The sequence below is a fragment of the Leucobacter sp. Psy1 genome (assembly GCF_020096995.1).
Lineage (GTDB): Bacteria > Actinomycetota > Actinomycetes > Actinomycetales > Microbacteriaceae > Leucobacter.
The window spans coordinates 1,951,591-1,962,407 of record NZ_CP083692.1 but is presented as its reverse complement, the minus strand read 5'-3'; the positions used below and the strand labels follow the sequence as shown (position 1 = coordinate 1,962,407).

The 10,817-nt window shown below is 66.2% G+C and carries 13 protein-coding genes and 1 tRNA gene; 9 read left to right on the top strand and 5 right to left on the bottom strand.

Features of this window, described 5'->3' with window-relative positions:
- Positions 1-97 precede the first annotated feature (97 nt).
- Positions 98-180: transfer RNA gene (locus K8P10_RS09185), tRNA-Leu, on the top strand.
- A 143-nt stretch (positions 181-323) separates the two neighbouring features.
- Here the strand turns inward: K8P10_RS09185 and K8P10_RS15410 are convergent.
- From K8P10_RS15410 to K8P10_RS09175, 3 genes are all read right to left on the bottom strand, one after another.
- The gene (locus tag K8P10_RS15410; protein ID WP_255596693.1) at positions 324-578 is read right to left on the bottom strand and encodes a diguanylate cyclase domain-containing protein; all 255 of its coding nucleotides are present in this window, start codon (positions 576-578) and stop codon (positions 324-326) included.
- Positions 538-1,101 carry a diguanylate cyclase gene (locus K8P10_RS15405; RefSeq protein WP_255596692.1) on the bottom strand — a complete coding sequence of 188 codons (564 nt, stop codon included), beginning with the start codon at positions 1,099-1,101 and terminating at the stop codon, positions 538-540. Before K8P10_RS15405 ends, K8P10_RS15410 begins: the two co-directional genes overlap by 41 nt.
- A 285-nt stretch (positions 1,102-1,386) precedes the next feature.
- Positions 1,387-1,716: a hypothetical protein gene (locus K8P10_RS09175; RefSeq protein WP_224778630.1), complete on the bottom strand. Its 330-nt coding sequence runs from the start codon at positions 1,714-1,716 to the stop codon at positions 1,387-1,389.
- A 75-nt stretch (positions 1,717-1,791) separates the two neighbouring features.
- On the opposite strand from K8P10_RS09175, the gene K8P10_RS09170 reads away from it, so the two are divergent.
- Positions 1,792-1,989, top strand: a complete 198-nt coding sequence (locus K8P10_RS09170) for a hypothetical protein (protein WP_224778629.1) — start codon at positions 1,792-1,794, stop codon at positions 1,987-1,989.
- Positions 1,990-2,004: 15 nt separating this feature from the next.
- On the opposite strand, the gene K8P10_RS09165 is transcribed toward K8P10_RS09170, so the two are convergent.
- The gene (locus K8P10_RS09165) at positions 2,005-2,280 is read right to left on the bottom strand and encodes a hypothetical protein (protein WP_224778628.1); all 276 of its coding nucleotides are present in this window, start codon (positions 2,278-2,280) and stop codon (positions 2,005-2,007) included.
- A 42-nt stretch (positions 2,281-2,322) separates the two neighbouring features.
- On the opposite strand from K8P10_RS09165, the gene K8P10_RS09160 reads away from it, so the two are divergent.
- From K8P10_RS09160 to K8P10_RS09130, 7 genes are all read left to right on the top strand, one after another.
- Positions 2,323-2,556: a hypothetical protein gene (locus tag K8P10_RS09160; protein ID WP_224778627.1), complete on the top strand. Its 234-nt coding sequence runs from the start codon at positions 2,323-2,325 to the stop codon at positions 2,554-2,556.
- 256 nt (positions 2,557-2,812) lie between these two features.
- The gene (locus K8P10_RS09155) at positions 2,813-3,895 is read left to right on the top strand and encodes an ABC transporter ATP-binding protein (protein ID WP_224778626.1); all 1,083 of its coding nucleotides are present in this window, start codon (positions 2,813-2,815) and stop codon (positions 3,893-3,895) included.
- Positions 3,892-5,586 carry an iron ABC transporter permease gene (locus K8P10_RS09150; RefSeq protein WP_224778625.1) on the top strand — a complete coding sequence of 565 codons (1,695 nt, stop codon included), beginning with the start codon at positions 3,892-3,894 and terminating at the stop codon, positions 5,584-5,586. Before K8P10_RS09155 ends, K8P10_RS09150 begins: the two co-directional genes overlap by 4 nt.
- Before the next feature lie 67 nt (positions 5,587-5,653).
- Positions 5,654-6,646 (top strand): extracellular solute-binding protein, encoded by a 993-nt coding sequence (locus K8P10_RS09145; protein WP_224778624.1) that lies wholly within the window; start codon positions 5,654-5,656, stop codon positions 6,644-6,646.
- The gene (locus K8P10_RS09140; RefSeq protein WP_224778623.1) at positions 6,646-7,437 is read left to right on the top strand and encodes an inositol monophosphatase family protein; all 792 of its coding nucleotides are present in this window, start codon (positions 6,646-6,648) and stop codon (positions 7,435-7,437) included. Before K8P10_RS09145 ends, K8P10_RS09140 begins: the two co-directional genes overlap by 1 nt.
- A 67-nt stretch (positions 7,438-7,504) precedes the next feature.
- Positions 7,505-8,269: a GntR family transcriptional regulator gene (locus K8P10_RS09135; RefSeq protein WP_224778622.1), complete on the top strand. Its 765-nt coding sequence runs from the start codon at positions 7,505-7,507 to the stop codon at positions 8,267-8,269.
- A 10-nt stretch (positions 8,270-8,279) separates the two neighbouring features.
- On the top strand, positions 8,280-9,503 hold the full coding sequence (locus K8P10_RS09130) for an acyl-CoA dehydrogenase family protein (RefSeq protein WP_224778621.1): 1,224 nt from the start codon (positions 8,280-8,282) through the stop codon (positions 9,501-9,503).
- Here the strand turns inward: K8P10_RS09130 and K8P10_RS09125 are convergent.
- Positions 9,484-10,677: a glutamate--cysteine ligase gene (locus K8P10_RS09125; RefSeq protein ID WP_224778620.1), complete on the bottom strand. Its 1,194-nt coding sequence runs from the start codon at positions 10,675-10,677 to the stop codon at positions 9,484-9,486. The two genes, K8P10_RS09130 and K8P10_RS09125, sit on opposite strands and share 20 nt — an antisense overlap.
- Positions 10,678-10,817 lie beyond the last annotated feature (140 nt).

Sequence of the window (10,817 nt, the reverse complement as noted above, 5' to 3'; positions counted from 1 at the left end):
TGTTCGCCCTTCGTGTGCCGAGCGGCTCACCGTGGGTGTCGTGGTCACACCGCCCGCGCTGCTGCGGTAGGGTTGCTTCGGTGGGAATACCCACTATGCCGGATTGGCGGAATTGGCAGACGCGAAGCACTCAAAATGCTTTGTCCTTTGGGCGTGTGGGTTCGAGTCCCACATCCGGCACACATCGCAAGAATTCCGAGATCGAGCTCGGAACTCGAGCTAATTCAGTCGTTCGGCGATCCTCATTCGCCGCTGACGCGAGCGCTCTCTTCTATGATCTACGGCTTCGACGGCGCTCTCCCATAATCCGCCGACCGCCGTGCTCACCCCCTGCGTTCGGTCTTGTGTCGGTACAGTTCGAGGTCGGCGCGCTCGACGGCATCAGCGAACCTTCCTTCCGCGTGAACGGTGGCTGTACCCACCGAGAACTCGATCGGACTCGACGCGGCAACACGCTCGATGATCGTTGCGATATCGGTCGCCGTCGCGTTTCGAAGAACCACGAGGAATTCATCGCCTCCGACACGAACCACGCAATCACCAGACCTGATCGAGGCCTTCCACACGTCGGCGAACAACGCGAGGATCCTGTCTCCTTCTGCGTGACCCCGGGGTATCGTTGACTTCTTTGAATCCGTCGAGATCGAGCGCGAGCACAGTACTGCTCCGATGATGTCTGCGCCGATCGAGCTTGGAGTCCGAGAGGTAGCGTTCCAGGCCGCGGCGATTGAAGGCCCCCGTGAGAGAATCGGTCAGCCCGACTCTCTCCTCAGCCGCTCGGAGCCTGGCGACAGCGATGATCACCAGGGCGTTGAGTGTTCCGAGTGAGATTGCGGCCCAAGTCAGCGCCGCAACATCCTGGCCCAGTGCTGCTGCGACCGCAGAGATACACAGAGCGAGAGTGGCGTAGATGGGGAGGTAGAAGTATCGAAAGACCGATGTGCCGAAGTACCACGCGGCGAGTGCGGCGAGACCGGTCAGGTACCCCAGGTTCATGACTCGGTACACGTCGTTGTTCGAAGTTGCGATCAGCGCGAGACAGAGAAGCTGGAACAGGATGATCGGGAAGAAGAGCACGGGCTCACGCACTCGAGACCTCACGGAGAGCATCGTTGTTCCCAAGATGAGAGATGCGATAGACAGAGAGAAGTCCCACACACTCGAGCGATCGTCTCTGGAGAGAGCGGCGATCAGGATGCTTGCCGAGGCAACGAGGAACAAAGCCCCGGAGAAACGGAGAAACTGCCGGGATCTCCGTTCCTGACTCGACCCTTGAATCATGACGCCAGGCTAGCTCTATGACTGGTCCTCATCAATCGAGCTGGGCCCTCTCCGGCATGTTGTTTGCTCAAACGATACGGAGGTGCCGGATGATGCGTCTGCGGCTCACTCCTCGGAGAACGGGTTCTCGCTGAGAATCCTGAGGAGATCTTCCGGATCGGCGCCTGCGCGTTGCCACAGGTTCGTGAGCAGGATCGCCGTGTGCCGCGAAGCCGCGAACGCCACTGCTCCCGGCGTCATCATCGGCTGAGCGGAGAATTCCTCGAACTTCAGCAGGTAGTCGTGGAAGAGCTGCTCGATCGCTGCAGGTTCCGTCTCCTGCACATTGCGCTGCGCGAGAGTAGCGAGTTCGGCCCCCATCGCTGCGAGGTGGTCGATCGCATCGTGGCCGAGTTCGGTTTCCAGTCGGTTCAGGGGGTCGTCCTCAGTGCTCATCCGCCGAGTCTACGGTGCCGGGGTGCGGTGTCTCTGGGGCTGTGCTCCACGCGCGTCCGTCGGTAGGGTGAGGGCATGGCGCAGGACGATGACTCGAGCAACGGTCTCATCTACGGCATCATCTTCGGGATGCTCGGCGGTGTCGTCATCGGTGTCATCACGGACAACATCGGCCTGTGGATCGCACTGGGCATGCCGATCGGGATCGCCATCGGGCTCGTGTCTGACGCGGGGAATCGGCGGAACCGAGACGAGGGGCATTCCGATGAGTGACGTCGGTTCTGGCGCTCAGTCGTAGCGGTGCGCCACGTGCCACCTGCCGGCGTCGTCGCGCTGCACGTCGAAGACGCTGGCCAGACCGTCCTGGTCGCTGCGAGCGGTGAAGCGCCACCCGATGAACTGCGCGGGGGCGTGTGTGATCTGCGGTGGGAGCCAGTCAGGCTCGCGGGTGAGTGGGGTGGGCTCGTCGATCACGCGCCAGCGGACGCGATCAGCCACCATGCGGGCAGGCACGCCAGACTCGAACCAGAGCGCGACGGCGTCTCGTACTGATGTTTCGAACATGTGTACGATGGTAGACGAAGGTGCAGACATTGGGAACCTGGAATGAGTTCCTTTCTGAAGGGGGCGGGTGTGGGTATTCGTGAGAGCAGCGGCTTCAGTCGCAGTGGGTCCGCCTACGATGCGCAGCACGCCGCCGACTCCATCGCCGAGCTCGAGGCGCAGTATGCGGCTGGCGAGATCGAGCGCCACGCCTACTTCGAGAAGAAGCGCTCGCTCGTGCAGATCTACCTCAAGGCCACGACCTCGCCGAAGCGCACATTTCCTGAGGAGTACTGAGCCGGTGCTTCACCGGCGCGCGAACGTGGGTGAGTCGCGCGGTGGGCGCTGGAGGCCTGGTGTCAACTAGTACATACTAGTAACCAGTTGTTGCTGGTGTATTGCTCTCGCGTTTCCGCGAGTGTGCGGGAGTTGCCCCGAATATGCGGGTCTATATGCGTCTGAATCGCGCCGAAAGAAATATTTACAACTTTCGAAGTTCTTGCTACATTGGGCGTGCGACAGCGATTCAGCGACGACGCTGAGAGAGGCACTCATGACGTCCATTGACATCAATCAACTGACCATTACGTACGGCAGCACGACCGTCATCGAGGGGATGGACCTCTCGATACGGGACGGTGAGTTCTTCACGCTGCTGGGCCCGTCTGGCTGCGGCAAGACGACGCTGCTGCGCACGATCGCTGGGTTCATCGCTCCGGCTGAGGGGCGGGTGCTGTTCGGTGATCGGGATGTCACGGGGGTGCCGGTGCATCGGCGCAACATTGGCATGATGTTCCAGGACTACGCCCTGTTCCCCGATAAGACGGTCGCGGCGAACGTCGCGTACGGGTTGAAGGCGCGCAAGACCCCGAAGGCCGAGATCGGCGGACGGGTGACCGAGGCGCTCGAGCGCGTCGGGATGGCGGGGTTCGCGGATCGCTTGCCCGGTGCGCTTTCGGGCGGTCAGCGGCAGCGCGTCGCGCTGGCGCGCGCGCTCGTGATCCGCCCCTCCGTGCTGCTGATGGACGAGCCCCTTTCTGCCCTCGATACGAAGCTGCGGTTGACGGTGCGCGAGTCGATCATGGATCTGCAGCGCGAGCTGGGTATCACGACGGTGTTCGTCACGCACGATCAGGAGGAGGCGCTCGCGATGAGCGACCGGATCGCGCTCTTCCGCGAGGGGCGCATTGAGCAGGTCGGGTCGCCGACCGACATCTACCGGAATCCGGTGTCGAGTTACGCGGCCGACTTCATCGGCGCTGCGAACGTGCTCCCGGTCGAGGTGACGGCCGCGTCCGCGCAGGCGCCGGGTGACGAGGTCACGGTCGGGCTCGGCGCGACCGTGCTGCGGGGTGTGCGCCGTTCCGCGCTCTCGGCGGGTGGGGCGTACGCGATCGCCCGGCCGGAGCACCTTGGTCTCTCCGCGGCCGGTGCGGCCCCGGATCCGGGCGTGACGGCGGTGCCGGGTGAAGTGGTGCGCCGGCAGTATCTGGGACGGGTGCAGCAGCACAGTGTGCGCTTGGATGGCGGCTCCGAGATCGAGGTGAGCGGCCCGGCGAGCGCACCGGGGTTCGAAGCGGGGGAGCCGGTGCAGGTCCTGTTCCCGGCCGCCGAGACGCTGGTGCTGGCATCATGAGCGTGCAGACGGCCCCGATCACTCAGGCGTACTCCATCACTCGCGAGAAACGGAGGCGGCAGTTCTCGCCGTGGCTGCTGCTCACGGTAATCGCCGTGATCCTCGCTCTCGTCTTCGTGGCCTGGCCCATCGTGAACGTGCTGCTGTCCTCGTTCACCGCCAGCGAGGGCGGACCCCTGGACGGTTGGAAGGAATTCTTCGCGGATCCGGCGTACCTGACCGCTGTGGGCAACACCCTCCTGCTGGCGGCGATCGTGACGGTCCTCGCGACGACCTACGGGGTGTTCCTGGCGTACTTCACGTCCCGGTTCCGGTTCTGGGCGAAAGCGGTGATCGCGGTGCTGCCGGTGACGGCGATCCTGGTGCCCGAGGTAATCGTGACCCAGGCGTGGCTGATGTTCCTCGGGAACAACGGATTCCTCACCCGGCTGCTGCGCGATACCGCCGGGATCGAGATGCCGACCCTCTACGGATGGCGAGGACTGATCCTGATCCTGCCGCTGCTCTACTACACCTATGTCTACCTGGGCACGCTCGCGGCCCTGAAAGGGTTCGATTCGCAGCTCGAAGAAGCGGCGATGAGCCTGGGCTCCTCCCCGCTGCAGGCGCGGTTCAAGGTGATGATCCCCGCGATCTTCCCCGCGGTCGCGTCGACCTCGATCGTGGTGTTCACCCTGACGCTGGGCAACTTCGCCACCTCGACGATCATCGGCGGCGACGTGGACCTGCTCGCCCCGCTGACGTACCGCGTGTTCCTGGCCGAGACCGGTGGGGATCCGATGATGCAGTCCACCCTCGCGACGACCGCGATCGCGATCGTCGCGCTCGTCCTCTTCCTGCAGCGCCTCACGGTCGGGCGGAAGAAGTACGAGATGGTGCAGGGACGTGCCTGGGTGCCGATCCGCGTGCGGGGAGCCTCCGGGGTGTTCCTCTCGATCATCACCGCGATCCTGCTGATCGCCTCGACTCTTCCGCTCGTGATGGTCATCGTGATCGCATTCACCGCTTCGAGCGGTCCGGTGCTGCGGTGGGGCGAGTTCTCGCTCGACAACCTCACGACGGTGCTGTCGCGGGAACCGCAGCCGATCCTCAACACCCTGACCTATGGCGGGCTCGCGTGCCTGATCGGGATCCTGGTGTCGATCGTAGTGAGCGTCGTGATCGTGAAGAAGAAGAACTTCCTCACCCCCGCGCTTGACTACCTCGTGATGCTGCCGATGGCGCTGTCGGGCACCGTGCTGGGCATCGGCATGATGTCGGCGTTCGGGGCCGGGCCGATCGGGCTCGGCGGGACGGGCGCGATCATCGTGCTGGTGTTCGTGATCCGTCGTCTCGTGCACGGCGTGCGGAACTCGTCCGCGACCCTCCACGCGATCCCCGACTCGCTCGAGGACGCGTCGGTGAGTCTCGGGGTGCCGCCGTTCAAGTCGTTCCTGAAGGTCGTGCTGCCGCTCATGGTGCCCGGCATCGCGGCGGCCACGGTGCTGACGTGGACCACGATCATCGCTGAGCTGTCCGCGTCGCTGGTGGTGTACTCCGCCGGCAGGGAGACGATCACGATCAAGGTGTTCCAGCTCATGGGCACCGGCCTCAACGGTCAGGCCGCGGCGTACGGGCTGATCCTCGTGGTCCTCGCGATCGTGCCGATCGTGATCGCGACGCGGGTGTTCAAGATCCGCCTCTTCACCTGACCCGGCGTCCCGAGCGCTCCTCCCCACATCTCCCGGTTCACCGAACCGGCTCAACGAAAGGTACCCCATGAAAATCTCGAGCTTCGCGAAGGCGGGCGCCCTGGCGACCGCGACCGCTCTCCTGTTCACCGGCTGCTCCGGCGGAGGAGGCGAGGGCGGTGCATCAGCGGTGATGTACACCTCGAACAACGAGACGACGGTCGGCGTGGTCGTCGACGCAGCGGCCGCGCAGGATCCGTCCCTGAAGGTCGATGCGGTGACCGGCAGCTCCGGTCCGCTCCTGCAGCGCATCGAGACCGAGGCCGGAAGCCCCGCCGCTGACGTGTTCTACAGCGCACCCGCTGACACTCTCGTCGACTTCACCGACGTGATCGCGACGTACGAGTCTCCGGAAGCCGCAGCGATCCCAGAGGAGCTGCGGGATCCGGAGAACCGCTGGACCCCCACGAACACCCACGTGGTGGCATTCATGGCGAACACCGACCAGATCGACGGGGGCTCCGCGCCCACGACGTGGGAGGAACTGACCGACCCGGAGTGGGCGGGCAAGGTCGTCATCGCCGATCCTGAGCAGTCCTCCACCGCGTTCACGGCCCTCTACGGCGCATACAAGGTGCTGGGCGAGGACGGCTTCGCCGATCTGGCTGAGAATCTCACGGTCACGGAGAACTCCAGCAACGTGTACCCCGCCGTTGCGCAGGGCGAGTATGCGGTGTCGATCGGATACGAGTCGAACATCTACCCCTACGTCGCCGGCGAACAGGCCGGAATCGAGATGATCTACCCTGAGGACGGCACCTTCGTCGAATACGATTCGGCGTTCCTCGTGAAGGACGGGCCGAACGGCGAGGCTGGGGAGCAGCTCATCGACACGCTGCTGTCGAAGGAGACGCAGGAGCAGAACCTCGAGCAGTCGTTCCGGCGCCCGAGTCGCGACGACATCGACCCGACGCAGTTCGTCGAGTTCGAGAAGCTCGAGGACCTCACGGTAGTCGACATCCACGGCGACGATGACGCGCAGGGGCGCGAGGACTTCCTCGCCCTCTGGCAGAGCCTCTGATGGCGTTCGCGGACCATCCGCTCGCCGAGGAGTTCACCGCGTTCATCCACGAGCTCGCCGACGCCGCAAGTGCGCAGCTCGCGGAGCGGCACGAGGGGAGCCGGTTCGAGACCAAAGCCGACGCGAGTCCCGTCACCGAGTTCGACCGGGGAGTGGAGCAGCGGCTCCGCGCGCTGATCGCGGATCGGTACCCCGAGCACGGCATCATCGGCGAGGAGTTCCCTCCGGAGCGAGAGGATGCGGAGTTCGTCTGGGTGATGGATCCGATCGACGGAACGAAGTCGTTCGTCGCCGGCATCCCGGTCTTCACGACGCTCATCGCGCTCTGCCGGAACGGCACCCCGGTCATCGGGGTCATCGACGCCTCCGTTACGCAGGATCGATGGGTCGGCGTCGACGGCCGAGCCACGACACTCAATGGGCACGAGGTGCACACGAGCGGGCGACAGGGGCTCACGGGAGCGACGCTGTCGTGGAGCCAGCCCGATCGCGTGCTCGAAGAGCACCGGGTGGGGCTCGAGCAGCTGAATGAGCGTGTGGCCTGGCGCGTGTTCGGTGCGGCGTCCTACGGCTTCGGTCGGGTGGCCGCGGGAGCGATCGACCTCGCCGGGTACAGCGGAGGGTTCGGCCCGTACGACGTCTGCGCGATCGTGCCGATCGTCGAAGGCGCTGGCGGGGTCGTGAGCGACGAGCTCGGCCAGCCGATCACCATCAGGCAGGCGCAGGCATGCATCGTGTCGGCCTCGCCCGAGCTGCACCGCGAAGCCCTCAGCGTGCTCTGCGGCGGCTGAGCGAGCCGACCTGCCTGACCGTCGTCGGGTGTTCTGGCCACGACGACGGTCAGGCTAGGGTGGTCCCATGAGCTCGAAGCAGCCGTTGCATGAACAGCTCTACGCCGCCATGGCCGAGCGCATCCGTCTCGGTCACTGGCCGGAGGGGGAGCGGGTGCCGAGCGAGAAAGCGCTCGAGGAGGAGTTCGGCACGTCACGGGGCCCTGTACGCCAGGCGCTGGCCCGATTGCGTGCGGAAGGACTGATCGTCGGCGGTCGAGGCGCGCCGCCCCGCGTGCAGCACGCCGTGCCTGCACAGTCGTTCGACACCTACATGTCGTTCACGGAGTGGGCCGAAGAACTGGGCCGCGTGCCGGGCCAGAAGACGATCGAGGTCACCCGCCGCCTCGCCGACGAGCGGCTCGCACGCGATCTCCGGATCGAGCCGGACAGTCCCGTGGTCGAAGTGGTGCGGCTGCGCACCTTCGATGACGAACCGGTGATGCTCGAGCGATCGGCCTACGCCCTGGCTATCGGGAAGCACCTGCTCGCCGTCGATCTCGATACGCACAGCATCTACCAGACGCTGCAGGAGCAGGGCATCACGCAGACGCGGGCGCGCAACGTCATCGATGCGATCGCGGCGAGCGCGTTCGATGCCCAGTGGTTCGGGATCGACGTCGGCAGCCCGCTGCTGCGCGTTCGGCGGATCGCGTTCGACGAAGCCGGGTCGGTCGTGGACGTGGTGGAGAATCACTACCTGCCGTCGAAAGCGACGTTCGCCGTCGAGAACATCCGCGATCAGCGGACGCCGTTGTCGCGCGTGACCGTCGATGGCGAGTCCCGTGTATGAGGAGGAAGACGTGACGAACCGGGAAACACGCCACCGCGAGCTCGCGGAGCACTACCTGCCAGACGCGCTACTGGCGCGGATGCGCGAACGAGCCGCGGGGTACGACCGCGAGAACCGCTTCTTCTGGGAGGACCTCGACGACCTTCGGGGCCGGGGGTACCTGACGTTGTTCGTGCCCGAGGAGTTCGGCGGGCCGGGGCTCACCCTGAATCAGGTGTCTCGACTACAACAGCGGTTGGCATCGGCCGCGCCCGCGACGGCGCTCGCGGTGAACATGCACCTCATGTGCACGGGTGTCGTGGCCGCGATGTTCGCCAGGGGAGACCGCTCGCTCGGCTACGTGTTCGAGGAAGCGATGGCAGGCGAGATCTTCGCGTTCGGCATCAGCGAGCCGGCGAACGACTGGGTGCTGTACGGATCGCACACCGTCGCCGAACCGCAGGCCGATGGCGGCTATCTGCTCTCCGGGGTGAAGATCTTCACGTCGCTGTCGCCCGTGTGGACGCGGCTCATCGTGCACGGTCTCGACGAGTCCGACCCGGATGACCCTCGGGTAATGTTCGGTTTCGTCGAGCGATCGCACGAGGATGCCGCGGCCGATGGCGGGCCCGGGATCACGGTCTCGGATCGCTGGGACGTGCTCGGCATGCGCGCCTCGCACAGTCGTGCGACGGTGCTCGACCGGGCGAGCGTGCGGCCCGAGCGAGTGGCGCGGCGGGTGCCCGCGGGCCGGACGCCAGACCTGCTGACCTTCGCCATCATGGGCAACTTCCAGCTGCTCATCGGCTCGGTCTACGCGGGGATCGCGCGCCGCGCGCTCGAGGTCGGTGCCAATGCCCTGCGCGGGCGTCGGTCGGCGCAGCGGGGTACGAGCTACGCCGAGGTGCCCGAGAGCCGGATCCGACTCGCGGACGCGCACCTCGAGTTCACGGCGGTACCCGCCCAGCTCGACGCGACGACCCGGGACTTCGATGAGCTGGAGGACCTCGGCGCGGCGTGGCCGCTGAGGTTCGTGAGCGCGCGCCTGAACGCCGTGACGGCGGCGCGGCGCTGTGCCGAGAGCGCGCTCCTGTGCTCGGGAGGCGCCGGATTCAGCAACGATCACGAGGTGAGCCGGTTGCTGCGCGACGCGACGGCCGGCCTGTTCCATCCGCCGAGCATGGACGCCGCCCGCCCGATGTATGCCGCGGCGCTGCTCGACATCGACGAAGAGGCTACTGCAGACTCTGCTTGAATCCGTCGGCGAGTGCGTCGACGACGGCCTCCAATGCTGCGGCGGGAACGGTGCTCGGGGTGCCCGAGCGCAGGTCGCCGAAGGGAAAGCCGGACCCGCCGTTGGCGTGCAGCACGTCCAGCTGCCTGGAAGCGCTGTTGCCCTCGTCGAGCACGCGGGCGACGCTCGCGAGCTCGGCGGAGCACCCGAGGTCGGCGGCGACGGGAGCGAGTTCGTCGAGCAGAGCGGAGAGGTGCGCTCGAACGGGCATCTGCGTCCCGTCCGGGTCGACGATCACCTCGGCGTCGAGCCCGTACCGAGCTGCGCGCCACTTGTTCTCCCGCACATACCACTGCTGCAGGCGGGGGAGCGCCTCGCCTCGATCGAGCTTCCGCTGGAAGTGCTCGACGAGGCACTGCGATACGGCCGCGAGCATGCCGATCTCCCACAGCGTCGAGGCCCCGTCGCAGGCCCGGAGCTCGATGGTGCCCCACCGGGGTGCCGGGCGCACGTCCCAGCGCGCCTCGGTGGGCTCGGCGATGATGCCGGTGCGCGTCAGGTCGTCGACGACGCGCTCGAAGTCCTCCCAGTCGTCGAGATCCCACGGTACGCCGGCCGTGGGGAGCTGCTGGAACATGAGCGCCCGGTTCGATGCGTACCCGGTCGGCTCTCCGGCCCAGAGCGGACTCGAAGCGGCCAGGGCCTGCAGGTGGGGCAGGTACGCGAGCACGGCGTGCATGATCGGGATGACCCGCTCGCGTCGGTCGATCCCGAGGTGCACGTGGACGCCCCAGATGAGCATGTTGCGGCCCCACCACTGCGTGCGCTCCAGGAACCGGTCGTAGCGCTCGGACGGGGTGACGCTCTGCGCCTCCCAGCGGCTGAACGGGTGGCTGCCGCTGCCGATGATGCGGTGTCCGCTCGCCTCGGCCGATGCGAGCGCGGCGCGCGCCATCTCGCGGAGGTCGGCAACCGCGTCGCCGACGCGGGCGTGCGGTGCGGAAACGAGCTCGATGGTGTTCTCCAGCAGCTCGCTGGTCGCGTGCGGGAACTCGCTCGTGGGCCAGCGATCGGCGATCTCCGCGAGCACCTGCGGTGCGACGTTCGCGAGACCACGGGAGTGGGCGTCGATGACGCCGAGTTCCCACTCGATGCCGAGCGTGGATCTCGGCGAGGCCGTGAACTCGATGGCCATGGGGGCTCCTCCCGCCGAGCGGCGCCGAATGGGATCAGCCTAGTATCGCGGGAGGGGTACGAGAAACTTCGCGCGATGGCGGTCATAAAAATGCTGGTCATGACAAAAATTGCTTTACCGGCTCCGGTGTGGCATGCTTG